Annotated in this window: 20 protein-coding genes; 11 read left to right on the top strand and 9 right to left on the bottom strand. The window is 71.6% G+C overall.

Annotated elements, in window-relative coordinates:
• Positions 1-255: 255 nt before the first annotated feature.
• The 3 genes from ACFZBP_RS26345 to ACFZBP_RS26335 form a co-directional block, all read right to left on the bottom strand.
• Positions 256-744: a helix-turn-helix domain-containing protein gene (locus tag ACFZBP_RS26345; RefSeq protein WP_391416582.1), complete on the bottom strand. Its 489-nt coding sequence runs from the start codon at positions 742-744 to the stop codon at positions 256-258.
• Positions 745-966: 222 nt separating this feature from the next.
• On the bottom strand, positions 967-1,443 hold the full coding sequence (locus ACFZBP_RS26340; protein ID WP_391416580.1) for a DUF3017 domain-containing protein: 477 nt from the start codon (positions 1,441-1,443) through the stop codon (positions 967-969).
• The gene (locus ACFZBP_RS26335) at positions 1,433-2,287 is read right to left on the bottom strand and encodes a bifunctional methylenetetrahydrofolate dehydrogenase/methenyltetrahydrofolate cyclohydrolase (RefSeq protein WP_391416578.1); all 855 of its coding nucleotides are present in this window, start codon (positions 2,285-2,287) and stop codon (positions 1,433-1,435) included. Before ACFZBP_RS26335 ends, ACFZBP_RS26340 begins: the two co-directional genes overlap by 11 nt.
• Positions 2,288-2,563: 276 nt before the next feature.
• Between ACFZBP_RS26335 and ACFZBP_RS26330 the strand changes: the two genes are divergently transcribed.
• The 7 genes from ACFZBP_RS26330 to ACFZBP_RS26300 all read left to right on the top strand — a co-directional run bounded on the left by ACFZBP_RS26330 (position 2,564) and on the right by ACFZBP_RS26300 (position 10,256).
• Positions 2,564-3,199 (top strand): hypothetical protein, encoded by a 636-nt coding sequence (locus ACFZBP_RS26330; protein WP_383455919.1) that lies wholly within the window; start codon positions 2,564-2,566, stop codon positions 3,197-3,199.
• A gap of 153 nt (positions 3,200-3,352) precedes the next feature.
• Entirely contained in the window at positions 3,353-4,126 is a 774-nt protein-coding gene (locus tag ACFZBP_RS26325; RefSeq protein ID WP_391416576.1) for an FHA domain-containing protein, read from the top strand.
• On the top strand, positions 4,123-5,742 hold the full coding sequence (locus tag ACFZBP_RS26320; RefSeq protein WP_391416574.1) for a protein kinase: 1,620 nt from the start codon (positions 4,123-4,125) through the stop codon (positions 5,740-5,742). The genes ACFZBP_RS26325 and ACFZBP_RS26320 overlap by 4 nt, the downstream gene beginning before the upstream one ends.
• 216 nt (positions 5,743-5,958) lie before the next feature.
• Positions 5,959-6,699 (top strand): FHA domain-containing protein, encoded by a 741-nt coding sequence (locus ACFZBP_RS26315; protein WP_391416572.1) that lies wholly within the window; start codon positions 5,959-5,961, stop codon positions 6,697-6,699.
• Entirely contained in the window at positions 6,696-8,051 is a 1,356-nt protein-coding gene (locus ACFZBP_RS26310; RefSeq protein WP_391416570.1) for a protein kinase, read from the top strand. The genes ACFZBP_RS26315 and ACFZBP_RS26310 overlap by 4 nt, the downstream gene beginning before the upstream one ends.
• A gap of 93 nt (positions 8,052-8,144) precedes the next feature.
• Positions 8,145-8,738, top strand: a complete 594-nt coding sequence (locus ACFZBP_RS26305) for an ALF repeat-containing protein (protein WP_391416568.1) — start codon at positions 8,145-8,147, stop codon at positions 8,736-8,738.
• Between the two features lie 36 nt (positions 8,739-8,774).
• Positions 8,775-10,256, top strand: coding sequence for a protein kinase (locus ACFZBP_RS26300; RefSeq protein WP_391416566.1), 1,482 nt, complete (start codon positions 8,775-8,777; stop codon positions 10,254-10,256).
• Between the two features lie 13 nt (positions 10,257-10,269).
• Here the strand turns inward: ACFZBP_RS26300 and ACFZBP_RS26295 are convergent, their stop codons facing one another.
• On the bottom strand, positions 10,270-10,434 hold the full coding sequence (locus ACFZBP_RS26295; RefSeq protein WP_391416564.1) for a DUF397 domain-containing protein: 165 nt from the start codon (positions 10,432-10,434) through the stop codon (positions 10,270-10,272).
• Positions 10,435-10,444: 10 nt separating this feature from the next.
• On the bottom strand, positions 10,445-11,299 hold the full coding sequence (locus tag ACFZBP_RS26290) for a Scr1 family TA system antitoxin-like transcriptional regulator (protein WP_391416562.1): 855 nt from the start codon (positions 11,297-11,299) through the stop codon (positions 10,445-10,447).
• Between the two features lie 116 nt (positions 11,300-11,415).
• Between ACFZBP_RS26290 and ACFZBP_RS26285 the strand changes: the two genes are divergently transcribed.
• Positions 11,416-11,631: a hypothetical protein gene (locus ACFZBP_RS26285; RefSeq protein ID WP_391416560.1), complete on the top strand. Its 216-nt coding sequence runs from the start codon at positions 11,416-11,418 to the stop codon at positions 11,629-11,631.
• Positions 11,628-11,993, top strand: coding sequence for an ATP-binding protein (locus tag ACFZBP_RS26280; protein WP_391416558.1), 366 nt, complete (start codon positions 11,628-11,630; stop codon positions 11,991-11,993). Before ACFZBP_RS26285 ends, ACFZBP_RS26280 begins: the two co-directional genes overlap by 4 nt.
• A gap of 58 nt (positions 11,994-12,051) precedes the next feature.
• Here the strand turns inward: ACFZBP_RS26280 and ACFZBP_RS26275 are convergent, their stop codons facing one another.
• Positions 12,052-12,444 carry a peptidase inhibitor family I36 protein gene (locus tag ACFZBP_RS26275; protein ID WP_391416556.1) on the bottom strand — a complete coding sequence of 131 codons (393 nt, stop codon included), beginning with the start codon at positions 12,442-12,444 and terminating at the stop codon, positions 12,052-12,054.
• Positions 12,445-12,547: 103 nt separating this feature from the next.
• Positions 12,548-13,594, bottom strand: a complete 1,047-nt coding sequence (locus ACFZBP_RS26270) for a helix-turn-helix domain-containing protein (protein WP_391416896.1) — start codon at positions 13,592-13,594, stop codon at positions 12,548-12,550.
• A 185-nt stretch (positions 13,595-13,779) separates the two neighbouring features.
• On the opposite strand from ACFZBP_RS26270, the gene ACFZBP_RS26265 reads away from it, so the two are divergent.
• Complete coding sequence (locus ACFZBP_RS26265; protein WP_391416554.1) at positions 13,780-15,522, top strand: protein kinase; 1,743 nt, start codon at positions 13,780-13,782, stop codon at positions 15,520-15,522.
• An 89-nt stretch (positions 15,523-15,611) separates the two neighbouring features.
• Here ACFZBP_RS26265 and purH read toward each other — a convergent pair whose 3' ends face one another.
• Together purH and purN are read right to left on the bottom strand one after the other, a co-directional pair.
• Positions 15,612-17,183 carry a bifunctional phosphoribosylaminoimidazolecarboxamide formyltransferase/IMP cyclohydrolase gene (gene purH / locus ACFZBP_RS26260; protein WP_391416552.1) on the bottom strand — a complete coding sequence of 524 codons (1,572 nt, stop codon included), beginning with the start codon at positions 17,181-17,183 and terminating at the stop codon, positions 15,612-15,614.
• On the bottom strand, positions 17,180-17,794 hold the full coding sequence (gene purN / locus ACFZBP_RS26255; RefSeq protein WP_391416550.1) for a phosphoribosylglycinamide formyltransferase: 615 nt from the start codon (positions 17,792-17,794) through the stop codon (positions 17,180-17,182). Before purN ends, purH begins: the two co-directional genes overlap by 4 nt.
• A gap of 266 nt (positions 17,795-18,060) precedes the next feature.
• Here purN and ACFZBP_RS26250 point away from each other — a divergent pair, with 266 nt between their 5' ends.
• Positions 18,061-18,861, top strand: a complete 801-nt coding sequence (locus tag ACFZBP_RS26250) for a hypothetical protein (protein ID WP_391416548.1) — start codon at positions 18,061-18,063, stop codon at positions 18,859-18,861.
• The last annotated feature ends 54 nt before the right edge of the window (positions 18,862-18,915 follow it).

Raw genomic sequence — 18,915 nt, 5'->3', positions numbered from 1 at the left:
CCGTCGCACGCCCACCGGATGGCGTCCAGTGTTCCACCGGCCTCCCTCTCCGGCCGACACAACCCCGGCAGTAAGCCCTTACAGAACAGTGGGGCGCCCCGGACGTCCCGATCGACCACGCTAGCCCGCCCACCGAACGACTTCCTTGCAAATCCGCGAACTTGTCAACACATCGACACACGGAAAGCACATAGAAGAACTCTCAGGTCACACGGGTCGTATCCGGGCGACTCGGACACGCCGCTCCCACCGGACTCAGCCCAGCACAACGGCCCCGACCACCGCCGCCAGCACCAGCGCCACGGCGAGCACCACGGCGACGGCCAGTAGCCTCCCCGTGGGCGGCCCGGACCTGCTGGGCGGCGCGTCCCACCACGGCAGCGTGGGATCGTCCTCGTACTCCTCACCGCCGCCCTCGGCCGCCGCCCCCTCCAGCTCCGCCGTCGTCGGCAACGGCACCGGCACCGGCTTCGGCCAGGCCTGCACCGCCAGTTCCCACCGCACCCCGAAGCGCTCCGCCTCGTCCTTGCCGACGTCGGCGACCCGGCACAGCGCGACGACCGCCTGCCGGGGCGGGGGCTGGGTGGCGTTGAGGTAGCGCTGCCAGGAGGACTTGCTGTACGCGGTGCGCGCGCCCAGCGCGACCAGGCTCAGGCCCGTGCGGTCCTTGAGCTGCCGCAACTGCTCCACGAAATGCCGCACCTCCGGCGGCAGATCGTCGGGCAGCGGCTGCCAGGCACCCATCGCTCACCTCCGAACCAGATCCGATCAGGTGACGACACGGGACGGCGCATCGGTTCCCGGACCGGCCCCGACGTAGCGGAACGGTCACTTCCGTGCCACAGCGCGCGGACAGCCGTTGAACAGCCGCTCCGCCGTGTCCGAGGGTGGACGCGAAACGGCGGCCCGTCCTTCCTCGGGGGAGGGGACGGGCCGCCGTCGCGCACCGGGCACGGGGTCCCGGCGTCAGCTGTCCACCGTGAAGTGCAGCGCGTCCTTCAGGAACGGGACCTTCAGCAGCGGATCCGGCTGCGCCATCAGCGCCAGCAGCACGATCACCAGGCCCAGCACGCCGTACGTCACGATGTCGGTGAAGCGGGAGCGTACGGCGAGCATGCCGACGCTCGGCAGGAACCAGCGCAGCACCGCGCCGGCCAGCAGCGCGCTGCCGATCACCAGCGTGCCGACCCGGAACACGTCGAGCGCGGTGATCAGCAGGCCCACGCCGACCATGCCGAGGACCAGCAGGACCGGCCACTGCCGGGCGGGCGCCGGGGCGTCACCCGGCGCGGCCCGGCCGCCACCCTCGGGGCGGGCCGTGTCCCTGGTGAACAGCGGGAAGCGGCGGGTGGTGCGCCGGGGCACGCCCGCGGCGTCCCGGGCGCTCACCGGGTCCCGGACCTCGATCTCCTCCGTCTTGCCGGAGTCCGCCTCAGCCGGCACTGCGCTCCGCCGCCTCGACCACGTTGACCAGCAGCTGCGCCCGCGTCATCGGGCCCACGCCACCGGGGTTCGGGGAGATGAAGCCGGCCACCTCGGCGACACCGGGGTGGACATCGCCCACGATCTTGCCCTCGGCGTTGCGCGAGACACCGACGTCGAGGACGGCCGCGCCGGGCTTGACGTCCTCGGGGCGGATCAGGTGGGCGGAGCCGGCGGCGGCCACGATGATGTCGGCGCGGCGCAGGTGGGCGGCCAGGTCACGGGTGCCGGTGTGGCACTGGGTCACGGTCGCGTTCTCGCTGCGCCGGGTCAGCAGCAGCGGCATCGGACGGCCGATGGTGACACCGCGGCCGACGACCACGACCTCGGCGCCCTTGATCTCCACGCCGTACCGACGGAGCAGGGTGAGGACGCCGTTGGGGGTGCAGGGCAGCGGGGCCGGCTCGTTCAGGACGAGGCGGCCGAGGTTCATCGGGTGCAGGCCGTCGGCGTCCTTGTCCGGGTCCATCAGCTCCAGGATCCGGTTCTCGTCGATGCCCTTGGGCAGCGGCAGCTGGACGATGTAACCGGTGCAGGCGGGGTCCTCGTTCAGCTCGCGGACGACCGCCTCGATCTCCTCCTGGGTCGCCGTGGCGGGCAGTTCGCGCTGGATGGAGGCGATGCCCACCTGGGCGCAGTCCCGGTGCTTGCCGGCGACGTACTTCTGGCTGCCGGGGTCGTCCCCGACCAGGATCGTGCCGAGGCCGGGCGTGACGCCCTTCTCCTTCAGCGCCGCCACGCGGGCGGTCAGATCGGACTTGATCGCGGCTGCGGTGGCCTTGCCATCGAGAATCTGGGCGGTCATGCCTCCCATCCTCGCGGATGACGCCCTCCCGGTTCCAATCCGGGTCTCCTCCGACCCGCGCCGCCGCATCTCCTCCCGTATCCGTCCATGATCAGTGATGTTGCACTTGCACAACACATAGGGAATGCGGCTGGACAAGTAAGAGGCGTCTAAAGAACGATGAGACGCTGGTGCCGCGGGCAGTACCGGGGGGACGAACCGCATCCGTAGAACTTCCTCCGAACCGTGCCACGCGTCGTCCCCGCACTGGATCAAAAACGGAGGAAGGACCGCCCGATGAGCTTCGGCGACCCGAACAACCCCTACGGCCCGCCCCAGGGCCAGCAGCCCGGCTACCCGCCGCAGCAGCCCCCTGCCCAGCCGGGCTACGGCTACCCGCAGGGCGCGCCCCAGCAGCAGCCCGGCTACGGCTACCCGCAGGGTCAGCCGGCCCAGCCCGGCTACCCGGGCTACCCGGGTTACCCCGGCGGCAACGCGATGCCCATGGAGATGCCGGGCCTGATGAAGACGGCCCGGGTGCTGCTCTTCGTCCTCGCCGGCTTCCAGCTCCTGTTCGGCGTCATCGCCGGCATCGCCATCGGCGCCGCACAGGACGTGTCCAACGGCGTCGGCAGCGGCGACGAGACCGACACCCTGGCGGGTCTCGGCTTCCTGATCGCGGGCCTCATGGTGGCCCTGGGCGCCCTGTCCATCTTCCTGGGCGTCAAGTTCAAGAACGGCGGCAGCGGCATCCGCATCACGACCATCGTGTACGCGGCGCTGATGATCCTCGGCGGCATCGTCAACATGGTGAACGGCGGTGGCGGCTCGGCCACGTTCGGCGGCCTCATCTCCCTCGCCATCGCGGGCATCATCCTCGCCTCGATGGTCAACGGCGCGGCCTCGGCGTGGTTCAACCGCCCGCGGTACTGAACGCTTCACCGAACGCACCGAACATTCACGCGGGACTGAAGAGTTCGCGCCATTTAACAGCCGGGGCCGTGTCTCACTCGTACGAGGGGGACACGGCCCCGCCGCGTCCCCCTAATCTGGCGTGGGTAGCCGTCAGGCACGGGGAGACGCACCTTGTACAGCATCATCGTGGTACCTCCGCCGACCACGGAGGACGAGACCGATCGCGGCCAGTTCCGGCTGGCGCCCGGCGAGCGGCTCGGCTTCGGCCGTTCCGCCGGGGACAACGACCTGACCATCGCGCACGACGGGGTGTCCCGCAGAGCGGGCGAGATCACCGCGCAGGGCGCCTTCTGGATACTGAGCAACCTCAGCCGGGAACAGACATACGTCGTGGAGAACCCGGAGGGGGCGGGCGAGCACATCAAGGTGGGGCCGGGGCGCCTGGACGCGCCGGTCCCGTTCGAGTTCTCGCGGATCGTGCTGCCCGCGGCCGGCGATCTGCTGGCCATCGAGGTGTGGGCGCCGCGCCACGACTATCTGAGCTCCGACGGCGGCCTGGACGGCGCCACCACCGCGCCCGCCTTCTCCGTCGACCGCACCAAGCGCTACTTCGCGGTCCTGGCGGCGCTGTGCGAGCCCCGGCTGCGCGGCGAACCGCACGCCGCGCTGCCCACGGTGGACCAGGTGGTGGACCGGCTGCGGCCCGACTGGCCGGCCGCGTCCCGTACGTCCGTGCAGTGGAACATCGACTACCTCGCCGTGAAGCTGCGGCTCAAGCCGGGCCCGGACACGGCGGACACGGGTCCGCGGCTCAACGGCAAGAAGGAGTCGCTGGTGTCGCTGGCGCTGCGGTTCGACCTGGTGCGCGAGGACGACCTCGTCGTGCTGGGCAGGGCGCCGCGGGAGCCCTCGTCCGCCTCGGCTCCGGGTCGGCCGGCCCGGTGACCGAGCCGTACGCCGTGCCGGTGCCGAGGGGGTACCGGGTGGGCGCGTGGGAGGTGCGGGAGCCGATCGCCACGGGGGCGTTCGGGAGTGTGTACGAGGGCAGGCGCGTCGCGTCCGACGGCGATCCGCCGGGCCTGCCGAGGTCGGCGGCCCTGAAGTTCCTGCCCACCGGCACCGGCACCCCGCGCCAGCTCACCCACCTGCGGGAAATCGTCGAGCGCGAGGTCGAGTTGTACCGCCGGCTGAAGCAGCCGCGGCTGATCCGGATGTACGACACCCTGACCGTCGACGACCCGGCGAGCCCGGTGCTCGACGGTGCCACCGTCCTCGTGCTGGAGCGGGCGGAGGGCTCCCTGTCGGCGCTGCTCGCGGCGGAGCCCGGTCCGGCCGCCGGGCCCGGGCTGCTCGCGCAGATCTGCGAGGGGCTGGCGCAGCTGCATCACGCGGGGTGGGTGCACGGGGACCTGAAGCCGGCCAACGTGCTGCTGATGGCGGACGGTTCGGCCAGGCTCGCCGACTTCAACATGGCGGCGGAGCTGGAGGGCACGCACGCGTACACACCCGCCTTCTCGACGCCCGACTACACGCCGCCCGAGCTGCTGTGGTCGGAGATCGGTGAGCGGGGCCGCCGGATCCGTCCGTCGGCGGACGTGTGGGCGTTCGGGGTGCTGGCGCATCTGGTCCTCACCGACTCCTTCCCGCTGCCCGGGGCGACCCCGACGGCCCGCCGTGACGCGGCCGCCGCCTACGCCCGTGGCACCGACGAGCTGCGGCTGTCGCCCGAACTGCCGGACGTCTGGCGGGAGATCGTGCGGGACTGTCTGGCCCGGACGCATGCCGACCGGATCCCCACGAAGGATCTGCTGCGGCGGGTGGAGGAGGCGGCGGGCACGGGCCGTTCGCCCCGGCTGCCCCGCAGGCTGCTGCCGCGCCGCCGCCTGCGCCGTACGCGGGTCCTGGCCACCGTGGTCGCCGTCGTCGCCGCCTCGGTGCTCGGCTACGGCGTCAGCGACTGGGCGGGCGTGGGCGGCTCGGACGGCTCGGACGGGGACAGCGAGAAGGTGACGCCCGCGAGCTACGGCGCCGGCGAGCTCCGTACGGACAAGGGCATCCCGGCTGCGTACCGCCGGCTGATCGTCGACTCCGCTCACGACTGTGTCCAGCCGGAGGTCACGCCCGCGCTGATCGCCGCGCTGCTGAAGGCCGAGAGCGACTTCGACCCGGATCTCTCCGATCCCGACAAGGACGAGTACGGCATCGCCCGCTGGACGCCTGGCGTGTTGCGCTGGTGGATCCGGGACGACGGTGTGCCCGCGAAGGAGACGCCCCGACCGCCCATCACGCCCTCCGAGTCGATTCCGGCCGTGGGCCGCTACCTCTGCTTCATCGAGCCCCGGCTGCGCGACAACCTGCCGGGCGACCGCCGGGTGCTGCTCGCCACCGCGTACCGGACCTCGTACAAGAAGGTGAACGAGGCGGGCGGTGTTCCCCCGAACACCGGCTCCTACGCCACTCGTGTCGCCCATTTCCTCAAGGAGTACACGCCGCAGGACCGCGACTACACCGCCCGGGTCGCTCACTACCTGGAGGAGTACACCCCGCCGCGGAAGGCGTGACCCTGTGAGTTCACAGGTACCGCGCGCGGGCGGCCGGCGTCATCGTGGTCCTGTGGCCGCCTGTTGACGGCCCGGTTCGCGGCTTCCGGCTCCCTCGGGGGAGGGCCGGAGGCCGCGACGCGCCACGCTGGCCCAAAGCTTCGCTCCCGCAATCAGGTCTCCCTTACCCTTTCCCCTGTTGAACGTTGAACTGGGGATCTTGAGGGGGACGGGTCCATGTACAGCGTCATCGTCGTACCGCCCGACTGCGCCAATGTGGACGACCAGGTGCGGATCGGCGCCGGTGAGCGGCTCGCGTTCGGCAGGGCCGCGCCGGACGGCGGGCTGACCATCGCGCACGAGGGGGTGCCCCGGGTCGCCGGGGAGATCACGGCCCACCGGTCCTTCTGGCTGCTGAGCAACCTGAGCGAGCATCAGACCTACGTGGTGGAGAACCCGGAGGGCGCCGGCGAGCATCTCAAGATCGCGCCGGGGCGACTCGAGGCGCCCGTGCCGTTCGAGTTCGCGCGGGTCGTCCTGCCGGCCGCGGGTGACCTGCTCACCTTCGACGTCTGGGCCCCGCGCCACGCCTTCCGCAGCGCCGACCGGCAGGGCCTGCCCGGTCCCGTCACGGCCCCCGCGTTCGCACTGGACCGCACCAGCAGGTACTTCGCGGTGCTGGCCGCCCTGTGCGAGCCCCGGCTGCGCGGCGAGCCGCACGCGCCGCTGCCCGCCGTGGAGCAGCTGGTGGAGCGGTTGCAGGGCGTCTGGCCCGCGGTCAGCCGGTCCGCCGTGTACTGGAACATCGACTATCTCGCCCTCAAGCTCCGGCTGCGCCCCGGTCCCGAGACCGCCGAGCCCGGCCGGCGCGTCAACGGCAAGAAGGAGTCCCTGGTCTCCCTCGCGCTGCGCTTCGACCTGGTCCGCGAGGACGACCTGACGGTGCTGGCGGCCCCCGTCGCCGAGGCCCTGCGATGACCGGCCGGTCCTACGCCGTCCCCGTCCCCAAGGGCTACCGGGTCGGCCCGTGGGAGGTCCGCGAGCCGCTCGCCTCCGGCGCCTTCGCCACGGTGTACGCGGCGCGGCTCGCCGAGGAGGAACGGGACTCGGAGCTGCCCGCCCGGGCGGCCCTGAAGTTCCTGCCCACCGGCACCCGCACCCCGCGCCAGCTACGGCACCTGCGGGAACTGGCCGAGCGCGAGGTGGAGTTGCTGGGCCGGCTGCGCGCACCGCGCCTGATCCGCATGTACGACACCCTGACCGTGGACGACCCGGACCACCCGGAGCTCGACGGCGCCACCGTGCTCGTTCTGGAACTGGCCGAGGGCTCCCTGGACGCCGTACTGGCCCATGACCCGACACCGGAGTCGGCCCCGGCGCTGCTGGCCCAGATCTGCGAGGGCCTGCACCAGCTGCACCACGCGGGCTGGGTGCACGGTGACCTGAAGCCGGCCAACGTGCTGCTGCTGAAGGGCGGTTCGGTACGGCTGGCCGACTTCAACATGGCCGCGGAACTGGAGGGCACGCACGCGTACGCCCCCGCCTTCGCGACGCCCGACTACACCCCGCCCGAGCTGCTCTGGCCGGAGATCGACGAACGCGGCACCCGCATCCGCCCGACCGCCGACATCTGGGCCTTCGGCGTCCTCGCCCATGTCGCCCTCACCGGTTCCTTCCCGCTGCCGGGCGGCAGTACGGAGGCCCGCACGGACGCGGCGACGCGATACGCGCGCGGGACCGAGGAACTGCGTCTGTCGCCCGGACTCCCGGACGTCTGGCGGGAGATCGTCCGTGACTGCCTGGCCCCCACGCACGCGGCGCGCGTCGCCCGGGTCCCCGACACCGAGGCCCTTCTGCGCCGCGCGGAAGAGGCCGCGGGCGCCTCCCCCTCCGCCCGCCTGCCGAGGCTACGGCCCCGCCGGTGGCGCCGCCCGGTGCTGGTCGCGGCCCTCGCGGTCACCGGGGTGCTGGGCGCGACGGCGGTGACGTACGCCCTGCGCGACGACCCGCCCGCCGCCACCGCGGCACCGCCGAGCTGCGAGAAGCCGGCGGTGTACGAGGACGAGGAGTTCGGCCGCGGCTACACCGCCGGCCAGAGCGATTCCTGGGACTTCACGATCAAACGGGGCGACGGCGGCAGCCAGGTCCGCGAGGCCCAGTGCCTGCTCCGCCACCTGCACGGTATCGCCGAAGTCGGCGAGGCCGACGGCGACTTCGGACCGCTGACGCAGGGGGCGGTGGAGACGCTCCAGAAGCGGGAGGGGCTGGACGCGGACGGGGTGGTGGACGCGCGGACGTGGAGCGCGCTGCGCAAGGCCGACGAAGCCTGACCGGGTTGAAGACTGCCGCATTCCGGCAGTGAACTCCCGTACTGCGTAAGGGAAAATGTGTTCCATCGGCAACCCTGGAAGAAAGGCTTACACGTGAGACCGACCCGCGCTGCCCTGGCCCTCGTGGCAACCGCCCTCACCCCGGCGCTTCTGCTGGCCACCCCGGCCGTCGCCGCGACCTCGGCGACGACCGTGGCGACCGCGTCCGACACGGCCGGTTCCGGGGTCGACGACATGTCCGACGACGACGTCCGCGTCGCGATCATGCGCATCATCGGCGACCCGAACACCGGCAGGGCCGTGTACGCCGCCGCGCAGAAGGCCATGGACGGCACCATCGAGGACCAGCGGTACTTCCTGGAGACGGGCCGTTGGATCGCCCAGGCCGAGGACGACCGGGTCGCGATAGCCCGCATCCTGGCCACCGCCGACCCGAAGACCGACAGGGCGGTCGTCCGGGAGGCCAACGAGGCCCTCGACACCAACACCCCGGAAGCGCTGCGCGCCTTCCTGGAGACCGGTCACCGCCTGGCCGTCGCCGAGGACGACCGCGTCCGTGTCGCCCGTATCCTCGCCGACCCGACGATCAGCGACGCGTTGCGCTCCGCCGCGGAGGACGTGATCGACGGGACGCCCGAGGAGTTGCGGTACTTCATCGAGGTGGGCCAGTACGAGGTGGACGGCTAGGCCTGTTTCCGGAATCGGGGGGAGGGACGGGTTCGGATGACCGGACGGCAGCCGCACGCGGTGCCCGTACCGCAGGGCTACCGCGTGGGTCACTGGGAGGTGCGCGAGCCGCTCGGGTCGGGTGCCTTCGCGACCGTGTACGCGGGCCGGCCGACCGGCGAGGCGGATCCGTCCCTGCCCCGCCGGGCCGCCCTGAAGTTCCTGCCAACCGGCACCCGCACCCCGCGCCAGCTACGGCACCTGCGCGAACTGGCCGAGCGCGAGGTGCAGGTGCTGGGCCGCCTGCAAACTCCCCGCCTCATCCGCATGCACGAGACGCTGACCGTCGACGACCCGGCCCACCCGGAGCTGGACGGGGCCACCGTCATCGTCCTTGAGCGGGCCGAGACATCCCTGGACGCCGTACTGGGCCACGACCCGACACCCCAGTCGGGCCCGGCCCTGCTCGCACAGATCTGCGAGGGCCTGCACCAGCTGCACCACGCCGGCTGGATCCACGGCGACCTGAAACCGGCCAACGTCCTGCTGATGAGGGACGGTTCGGTACGGCTGGCCGACTTCAACATGTCCGCCGAACTGGAGGGCACGCACGCGTACGCCCCCGCCTTCGCCACGCCCGACTACACCCCGCCCGAGCTGCTCTGGCCGGAAGTCGACGAACGCGGGACGCGTGTCCGCCCGACGGCCGACATCTGGGCCTTCGGCGTGCTCGCCCATGTCGTCCTGACGGGACAGTTCCCGCTGCCGGGCGGGACGACCGAGGGGCGTATCGACGCGGCGACACGTTACGCACGCGGCACGGACGAACTGCGCCTGTCCCCCGAACTCCCGGACGGCTGGCGGGAGATCATCACCGACTGCCTGGCCCGCACACACGCCGAACGCATCACCGCGGCGGCGCTGCTGCCCCGCGTGGCCAAGGCCGCGGATGTCGCCACGCCCGCCCGGCTGCCCCGGCTGCGCCCCCGCTTCTGGCAGCGGCGGCCCATTCTCGCGACGGCGCTCGCGTTGGCCCTGCTCACCACGACGACGTCGGCGGTCTCGGCGTACCGCCATGTGACGACGGACGACGGAACACCGGTGTACGCGGCCCTGCCCAGAGAGCTGGCGTTCCCCACGAACTCCCGCGGCGAGGTGGTCTACGGCTATCACCGCTGCCCGGAGGACAGTGTCTGCTTCTTCAGCGAGCACAACGGCAACGGCGACCTGTGCGCCTGGCAGGGTGACGACCCGGACTGGCAGTCGGGCACGGACACCTGCGGCTGGGCTGACGGCGCGCCCGTGCGCTCGATCTTCAACAACATCGACGACACCCGGAAGGAGAGCGCCGTCGCCTACTTCCGGGGCACCGACTTCTCCCCGGCGGACGCGGACCGCCGCCGCCTGGCGCAGCGCACCGGGTGCAGCGCGGTGAACAGCATGGGCAACCTGGCCGGCACGTATGCGCCGCGCTCGCACACGCTGATCGACAGTTGCTCGTCGTTCACGGCGGTGGTGGATCTGCTGACGCCGTGGTGAGGGGCGGGTGGGGCTAGAGGGACTTGATGAAGAGGTCCCAGGCGGGGGTGGGGAACGTCAGGGTGGGGCCCTCGGGGTTTTTGGAGTCCCGGACGGGGACGGTACCGGGGAGGTTGGCGGCTATTTCGAGGCATTCACCACCTTCGTCGTTGCTGTAGCTGCTCTTGCGCCAAGCCACGGAGCTCGTGTCAATCCCGTTGCTGCGCTTCATTTCTATGGGTCCTCACTGCTTCTTCCATCAAGGCCAGGGACGCCTCGGGTGGCAGTGCGGCGGCCCGGAGCAGATCGTATCTACGACGGTACTCCTTCACACGGGCCGGATAGTCGACGATGTGTCCGTTGAAATCCCCCTCCGTATACACCAGCGGTGGGGCGTCGGCGAAGGTCATGATCTTGGCCATGCCATGTTCCAGCGGGTGCCACGGGGTCGTTTCCGGAACGATCTGAAGAACGCTCTGGGTGGACCGGATCACGTCGATGATGTGCTCCACCTGCTCGGCCATCACCGCTGGGGGAAGTGGCGAGCTTCGGACGACCGACTCTCGCAGGATCCCCCAGTAGGTGGGTCGATCCTCGCGCTTCCACAGCTCCGCACGAGCCAACCGTGCATGGACACGCTCCTCAACCACCTGGGGCGGCGCCTCTGGGTCCGCATACCGAGCGCGTCCCCGAAAGTACGCTCCGGTCTGCAGTAGCCCTGGGACGACATTCGGCGCCCACTCCTCCAGTGTCAGAGCTTGCTTCTCCAGGTCCGGGATATCCGCGGAGTACGACTGGTGCCCTGCCCGCCGCGCCTTGGCCGCATCTTCACACCGCCGCTCGAAGAACCCGTCCGTCCCGAGCCTCTGGTCCACATGCCGAGCGAAGTCCATCGGCATTCCCCGCTCGCCCCGCTCGATCTGACTCAGGAACGAGATCCCCCGAAACCCCCCCTCCACCAACTGCTCCAACGTCAGCCCCGCTTGCTCCCTCCTGAAGCGCAACTCGGCGCCATAGAAGCAGGGAACATTCATCGACGCGTCAGGGTCCTTCTTCGCGGGCACAACCCACCACCGCCGTTTCTCACTTGCTCGTGCACACCCGAAACCCCTTTCACGGTACGCAACTCGACGCCAGCCTGTGAGTGATTCATCACAGACCGCACACGGAGGCGTCCCCCATGCACCCCCACCCCCACGACACCGACACCGACACCTGCGTCGAAGACCTCCGCACCGCGCTGGAAGCGAACGGCATCACGCTCCCCTCCCTCGGTGTCGACCTGCCGACCTTCGCCGGGGCGCTCCCCACCCGCCCCCTCATCGCACTCGGCAACTGCAACCAGGCCACCGCCCGCGCGCTGATCAGTGCCCTGCGCAAGGCGGCGGCCCGGTGAGACCCCTCGTACTCAACCTGCTCGCGCTCCCCAAGGCCGTGCCCGAGGTACGGCACGCCGTGCGCGAGCACCTGGGCTCCCCCTGCCCCGAAGTCCAGTTGTGCGTCAGCGAGTTACTGACGAACGTGATCGACCACGTCGGCGAGGGCACCCCGGTGACCGTGCGACTGGCCCGCACCCCTGACGGCCGTATCCGACTGGACGTGACCGATCCCGAGCCGCACGCCTGGCTGATCCTGCGCCGCCCCGGAACGGACGACGAGACGGGTCGGGGTCTGCTGCTGCTCGAAGCGCTCACCCGGCGCTGGGGCGTCTGGCTGACGCCCGCGGGCAAGACCGTGTGGTGCGAGTTGCAGGACTGAGACGGTCGTGGCCGGACACAGTGTGTCCGGCCACGAGGCACGTCAGGTCAGCGGCCCGTCAGCAGACCCACTTGTTGGAGGCGATGCCGTTCTTGAACTTGCCGCCCTGGAAGGTGCTCAGGTCGGGAACGGACTTGCCGCGAGCGAGCAGGAAGCTGGCGCCCTGGAAGTCCTTCTTCACGTAGAGCCGGACGTCGCAGGAGGTGCCCCTGTTGAACACCGACTTGGCCTTCTTGAACTTGTTGTACTGCAGGAGGTCCTTGTTGTCGCCCTTCACCTGGCCCGGCGTCCCCGCGTAGTTGGTGCCGATGTAGGCGCACAGGGAGCCGGGGTCACAGTCCGACAGAGCGGCCTGCGCCGGCGTCGCCGTCGCCGCGACCCCCAGGCCGCCCAGCAGCATCGCCCCCGCCGCGATGCCCGCCTTGGCGCGCATTCCCCCGAACTTTTGCATATCACTTCCCCTTCCAGGGCCCCGTAGTTGCTTGACGGGGTCTACTGTGTCCGCCGGTCAGCTCGCCTGGCGACACCGTTGCGGTCGACCGCAAAAGGCCAGTTCAGCGAGGTGCGGCGGCCCGCAGCACCGATGCGCCCGCCGGGGTCAGCGTGTGCAGCACGCTCGCGCCGTTGCGGCTGGTGGTGATCAGGCCCGCGTCTCGCAGCACGGTGGCGTGGCGGCTGGCGGAGGACGCGGAGACGCCGATGACCCGGGCGATCTCACCCGTGGTGGCGCCACCCGCCGCGGTCGACAGGACACCGGCCCGCGCGGGTCCGAGCAGGGCGGTGAGGGATTTGCCGGGAGCGCAGCCCTGGGCGGCGGGGGCCGTGGTGGACGGTGCCGTGCGGGCCGGTTCCCTGAGCACCGGGTAGCACAGGACCGGTTGCAGGTCCGGGTCTGCCAGGCTCACCGGCGTACCCCACGAGAAGTAGGACGGCACGAGTCGCAGTCCGCGGCCGTTGAGATGGAGATCCCGGTCCGCCACGGGGTACGTGACGTGCAGGACGGGGTTCTCCCAACGCATCGTGGGGCCGAGCCCGGCCAGCATTCCCTCCACGCCGCCCGTCATGAGAGCGCGGGAGCGCGTCGCGCGCTCGGCCTCGATCCGGGCCCGCATCCGCTCGCCGTGCGGCGCGATGACCGCCGAGTGATAGGCGCGCAGCAGCCCCACGAGTTCCTGTCGGCCTTGCGCGCGCGGGAGTTTCGCGGCCCATGGGGAGAGCCGGGAGGGCCGGGATGCTCGGGGAGATCGAGGTGATTCGGCGGTACGGGCGAGTCGGCGGATCTCCGCCGTGATCCGGCCGGGGTGCTCGTCGAGGATCGCCGAGAGTCCGCCTTCCAGGCCCTCCGCCGCCTGTTCCGGCGTCAGGAAGTCCGGGAAGTAGCCGCCTCTCGGGTACAGCGGCACGAGGAGTGCGCCGACGGCCCGTTCCAGCCCCAGCTCCCGCAAGGCGTGACGGGCCTCGTGGTGCCACTGGGCGAAGGCCCAGCGGCCGCGACGGGTCTGCAGGCGGTGCAGGCTCGCGGCGACCTCCCAGAGCGGATCCGGGTCGACGGCCAGTGTCGTCCGGGCCAGGTCGACCTCGGTGAAATGGATACGCAGCATCATCTCCCCCTTATGAGCTGGGGTTTTGCGGTCAGCCGCAACGGTAAGGGGGTGTGCCCGGCAACCGACCCTCAAAGGTTTCAGGTATCAGTTCCACCCGGCCACCTCTCGCGCGGGCACGGTAGCCTCGCGTCAACTGACGTGACACGAGGGCACGTTGAGCCACCACAGCACTCGGGGGATCCATGAACGACCAGCGGCACCTGGGGGACGCGGGCGCCACCGCGCTGCGCCCCGCCGACCCCGGCCGCATCGGGCCCTACCGGCCCCTCGGCCTCCTCGGCAGCGGCGGCATGGGCCGGGTGTATCTGGCCCGCTGCGCCGACCACTCCCCCGGCCTCGCCGCCGTCAAGGTGATCCGCCCCGAGTACGCCGAGGACCCCCGCTTCCGAAGGCGGTTCGAGCGGGAGGCGTCCGTGCACGGGCGGGTCCACACGCCGCGTACGCCGGACCTGCTGGGCACCGGATTCGACGACTCGTTGCTGTGGATGGCGACGCAGTACCTGCCGGGGCTGAACCTCGCCGAGGCGGTCCGCGATTACGGCCGGCTGGAGCGGGCCGGTATGTGGCGGCTGGTGGCGGAGCTCGGGCAGGCCCTGTCCGCGCTGGCCGCCGCCGGCGTCGTGCACCGGGACCTCAAGCCGTCCAACGTGATCCTGTCCCTCCAGGGCGTGCACGTCATCGACTTCGGCATCGCCCAGGCCGCCGACAGCAGCGCGATCACCTCCACCGGCACCCGGGTCGGTACGCCCGCGTTCATGGCTCCGGAGTATCTGCGCGAGGGCCTCTGCGACACCGCCTCCGACGTCTTCTCCCTCGCCGGGAGCCTGATCTACGCCGCCACCGGGCACGCGCCGTTCGGGGACGGCACGGGCGTCGACGTGATGCACCGGGTCGCGTTCGAGGAGCCCAAGCCGGGGGTGATGGCCGAACTGGCTGCCAAAGACCCGGAGCTGGGTGCCCTCCTCGCCGCCTGTCTCTCCAAGGACCCCGCCGGCCGGCCCACCCCGCGACAGCTCATCGACGCCGCCACGGCCGCCGGTCACAGACACGGGCAGGCGGTCACCTGGCACGAGCCGCTGGGCGCTTTACTGCTCGGCCGACGGCAGGCCTGCGAAGTACTGGAGCAGATCGCCGCACCCGAGACCGTCCAGTCGCGGACACCGGCGCAGGGGCCCGCGCCGTCCGGCCCAGCGTTAACCCCGCCCGCACCGCCCTCGTGGCGCCAGCAGGCCACGCCCGTCCAGACCCCGGCACCCCAGGACGGCGGGGGACGCAAGCGGCGGAAGGCCTACCTCGCCGTGGCCGCCGTCGTCGCCGTGTGCGCCGTCGCAGCGGGCGCCTTCCTCCTCACCCGGCCGTCCTCGGGCGAGACGACCCCGGCCGCCGTGGCAGCGGAAGCCGAATCCACCGCCCCCGACGGCAACCAGGCGTCCTCTCCCCTTCCCAGCCCCTCCGGCTCCGCCTCCGGCGACAAGGAGAAGGGCAAGGAGGAGGAGACGGGTAAGGCCGAGCCTCGGGAATCGGACGTCACGGCCTCCCAGAGCTCGGACAGGGCGTCCGGCGGCGACGCGGACCCGGCCCGTCCCACCCCCACCGGCCAGGCCTCCCCGACCTCCGACGGCGGCGGCAGCAGCGCACCGACCCCCACCAAGACCGCCACCACCCCCGCCACCCCGCCCTGGCTCTCCGACTGCACCCACTACTCCGGCACCAAACTCACCGTCCGGGGCGACAAGGGTCGGCGCGTCCTCCAGGTCCAGTGCATGCTCACCAAGCGCGGCTACAGCCTCGGCGGGTCGGGCGTGGACGGCAAGTTCGGGGCGGACACGGAGTCGGCGGTCAGGCTGTTCCAGAGCGACAAGGGACTGTCCGTCGACGGTGAGGTCGGGCGCAACACCTGGGCGGCGCTGCGCAGTTCGACGTGACGGCGAGCTGAAGGGCGGCGTACTGAACAGGCGGGGGCCCGCCGGTCACCGACCGACGGGCCCCACTGCGGACGCTGCTCAGATGCGGCTCAGTGGAAGAAGTGCCGCGTCCCCGTGAAGTACATCGTGATCCCGGCCTTCTGCGCGGCCTCCACGACCAGCTCGTCGCGGACCGAACCGCCGGGCTGGACGATGGCCTTGACGCCGGCCTCGGTGAGGATCTCCAGGCCGTCCGGGAACGGGAAGAAGGCGTCGGAGGCGGCGTAGGAGCCCTGCGCGCGCTCGGCACCGGCCCGCTCGACGGCCAGCTTCGCGGAGTCGACCCGGTTGACCTGGCCCATGCCGACGCCGACGGACGCGCCGTCCTTGGCGAGGAGGATGGCGTTGGACTTGACGGCCCGGCAGGCCCGCCAGGCGAAGGCGAGCTCGGCGAGCTCCTCGGCGGAGAGCGCCTCGCCGGTCGCCAGGGTCCAGTTGGCGGGGTCGTCGCCGTCGGCCTGGAGGCGGTCGGTGACCTGGAGGAGGGCGCCGCCGTCGATGGGCTTGACCTCGGCGGGGTGCGCGGGCGCGGCCGGAGCCTTCAGGACGCGGATGTTCTTCTTCTTGGCGAGGGCTTCGAGGGCGCCGTCCTCGTAGTCGGGCGCGACGATGACCTCGGTGAAGATCTCGGCGACCTGCTCCGCCATCTCCTTGCTGACCGGACGGTTGACGGCGATCACGCCGCCGAACGCCGACAGCGGGTCACACGCGTGCGCCTTGCGGTGCGCCTCGGCGACGTCGGCGCCGATCGCGATACCGCAGGGGTTGGCGTGCTTGATGATCGCGACGGCCGGCTCGGGGTGGTCGTACGCGGCACGGCGGGCGGCGTCCGTGTCCGTGTAGTTGTTGTACGACATCTCCTTGCCGTGCAGCTGCTCGGCCTCCGCGAGGCCGACTCCCGTGCCGTCGACGTAGAGGGCGGCGGGCTGGTGCGGGTTCTCGCCGTAGCGCAGGGTGCTCTTGCGCTCCAGTGCGGCGGCGATGAACTCGGGGAAGGGGGAGTCGTCGGCCGGGGCGTACGCGCTCGCGAACCAGCTCGACACCGCGATGTCGTACTCGGCGGTGTGCCGGAAGGCCTCCGCGGCGAGCCGCTTGCGGGTGGTGAGGTCGAAGCCGCCGTCCGCGACCGCGGCCAGGACGTCCGCGTACCGCTCGGGGCTGGTGACGACGGCGACCGACGGGTGGTTCTTGGCGGCGGCGCGCACCATGGACGGGCCGCCGATGTCGATCTGCTCGACGCACTCGTCGGGCGAGGCACCCGAGGCGACGGTCTCGCGGAACGGGTAGAGGTTGACGACGACCAGGTCGAACGGCTCGACACCCAGCTCGGCCAGCTGCCGCTGGTGGTCCTCCAGGCGCAGGTCGGCGAGGATGCCGGCGTGCACGCGCGGGTGCAGGGTCTTCACACGGCCGTCCAGGCACTCCGGGAAGCCGGTGAGCTCCTCGACCTTGGTGACGGGGACGCCGGCGGCGGCGATGCGGGAGGCGGTCGAACCGGTGGAGACGAGGTCGACCCCGGCCTCGTGCAGCCCGCGCGCCAGCTCTTCCAGACCGGTCTTGTCGTAGACGCTGACGAGCGCCCGGCGAATGGCCCGCTTGTTGCTCTCGGCGGTGGCGGTCACTGGATAACTACCTTTCGTCCCTCAATGCGATAGCCGTTACGGGCGAGCCGCCCCACGACCTCGACGAGCAGCCTTCGCTCGACTTCCTTGATGCGCTCGTGCAGAGCGCTCTCGTCGTCCTCGTCCCGGATCTCCACCACGCCCTGGGCGATGATCGGTCCGGTGTCGACGCCGTCGTCGACGAAGTGGACGGTGCAGCCGGTGACCCGGGCGCCGTACGCGAGGGCGTCACGGACGCCGTGGGCGCCGGGAAAACTGGGGAGCAGCGCCGGGTGGGTGTTGACGAACCGGCCGCCGAAACGGGCGAGGAACTCCTTGCCCACGATCTTCATGAACCCGGCGGAGACCACGAGGTCGGGCTCGTGGGCGGAGACGGCGTCGGCGAGCGCCATGTCCCACTCCTCACGGCTGCCGTGGTCCTTGACCTTCCGCACGAAGGTGGGCAGTCCGGCGCGCTCGGCCCGCGCGAGCCCCTCGATGTTCTCGCGGTCCGCGCCGACGGCCACGACCTCGGCGCCGTACGCCTCGGGACCGACGGCGGCGATCTCGTCGAGCAGCGCCTGGAGGTTGGTGCCGGATCCGGAGACCAGCACGACGAGGCGCTTGGCCACGGTGGAGCCCTTTCTCGGGTGAGCGTCTTTGTATGGTCGTACGAATGCTTCGCGCCCTCGGATACGGGGAAGTCTACGAAGCGGCCGACCGTCAGCAACGATACCGGCACTCCCGACGCCCCCCACGGGACGGGGGCGGGGCCGGAAGGTAGCGTCTGGGGGGACCGGCCCGGGAACGCGGTGGTGGTGTGGTGCGTTCACGTGGTGACAGCTCATTCGGATCAGTCGTTCATCATGTCGTTCACCAAGGGGAAGACGCTCACTTGATGTCGGACCGCAGCCTGCGACTCCTCACCCTCCCTCCGCAGTCCGCGCCGGGAGGGAAGCGTGACGCCGTCCTGCTGCGCGAGCGGCCCGCCTCGCCGCCCGACGCGCCCTCGGACAAGCCGTCCGACGACGGACAGAGCAGTGGCAGTGGCAGTGGCCCCCAGGACGACAACCCCTTCGCCCCGCCGCCGGAGGGCACCCCGGACCGCCCGTGGCGGCCGCGGCGCCCGTCCGGCGAGGACGGCTCCCAGGGGTCCGACCAGGGCGGCGGCCACTCGCCCTGGGGCAACCAGTGGAGCGACCGCCAGCCGGGCCGCTCCCCCGGCGGCTTCGGTGACCACCCCCGAGGCCCCGGCCAGGACGGCTCCGGGAACGGCACCCAGGGCACCGGCATGCGCTGGGACCCCACCGACCCCGCCCAGCGCCGCGCACGGTACGCCCTGCTCTCCGGCATGTGGGCCTTCTTCTTCGCCCTGTTCAGCTGGCCGTACGTGGCCCTGCTGCTGGGCGCGCTGGCCCTGTACTGGGGCATCAGCAGCCTGCGCGCCAAGCCCCGCACCCCCGACCCGGACACCCCGGCCGCGCCCCGGCCCACCGGCCGCCCCCAGACGACGGCGGCGGTGAGCGGCCTGGTCACGGCGTCCCTCGCCATCGCGGTGGTCGCCGCCGGGTTCACGGCGCAGGTGGTGTACAGCGACTACTACACGTGCACGAACGACGCGCTGACCAACGAGGCCAAGCAGTCGTGCGAGCAGCATCTGCCGGAGGAGCTGCGAGGGGTTCTGGGGACGGGGGACTGAGCGGCCGGTTCCACGGCTGTCCGGTGCCGGGGGTAGGTCGTCAAGGTGAGGCCG

It is taken from the genome of Streptomyces sp. NPDC008086 (assembly GCF_042957325.1).
GTDB lineage: Bacteria > Actinomycetota > Actinomycetes > Streptomycetales > Streptomycetaceae > Streptomyces.
The sequence above is the reverse complement of the archived record's forward strand: the minus strand, read 5'-3'. Positions and strand labels throughout refer to the sequence as shown.

What these genes read in the sequence shown, in the direction of transcription:
- ACFZBP_RS26345 (WP_391416582.1), bottom strand. Translation starts at nt 744, where the DNA reads ATGGGTGCCTGGCAGCCGCTGCCCGACGATCTGCCGCCGGAGGTGCGG.
- ACFZBP_RS26335 (WP_391416578.1), bottom strand. Translation starts at nt 2,287, where the DNA reads ATGACCGCCCAGATTCTCGATGGCAAGGCCACCGCAGCCGCGATCAAG.
- ACFZBP_RS26330 (WP_383455919.1), top strand. Translation starts at nt 2,564, where the DNA reads ATGAGCTTCGGCGACCCGAACAACCCCTACGGCCCGCCCCAGGGCCAG.
- ACFZBP_RS26315 (WP_391416572.1), top strand. Translation starts at nt 5,959, where the DNA reads ATGTACAGCGTCATCGTCGTACCGCCCGACTGCGCCAATGTGGACGAC.
- ACFZBP_RS26310 (WP_391416570.1), top strand. Translation starts at nt 6,696, where the DNA reads ATGACCGGCCGGTCCTACGCCGTCCCCGTCCCCAAGGGCTACCGGGTC.
- ACFZBP_RS26300 (WP_391416566.1), top strand. Translation starts at nt 8,775, where the DNA reads ATGACCGGACGGCAGCCGCACGCGGTGCCCGTACCGCAGGGCTACCGC.
- ACFZBP_RS26285 (WP_391416560.1), top strand. Translation starts at nt 11,416, where the DNA reads ATGCACCCCCACCCCCACGACACCGACACCGACACCTGCGTCGAAGAC.
- ACFZBP_RS26275 (WP_391416556.1), bottom strand. Translation starts at nt 12,444, where the DNA reads ATGCAAAAGTTCGGGGGAATGCGCGCCAAGGCGGGCATCGCGGCGGGG.
- ACFZBP_RS26270 (WP_391416896.1), bottom strand. Translation starts at nt 13,594, where the DNA reads ATGCTGCGTATCCATTTCACCGAGGTCGACCTGGCCCGGACGACACTG.
- ACFZBP_RS26265 (WP_391416554.1), top strand. Translation starts at nt 13,780, where the DNA reads ATGAACGACCAGCGGCACCTGGGGGACGCGGGCGCCACCGCGCTGCGC.
- ACFZBP_RS26250 (WP_391416548.1), top strand. Translation starts at nt 18,061, where the DNA reads ATGTCGGACCGCAGCCTGCGACTCCTCACCCTCCCTCCGCAGTCCGCG.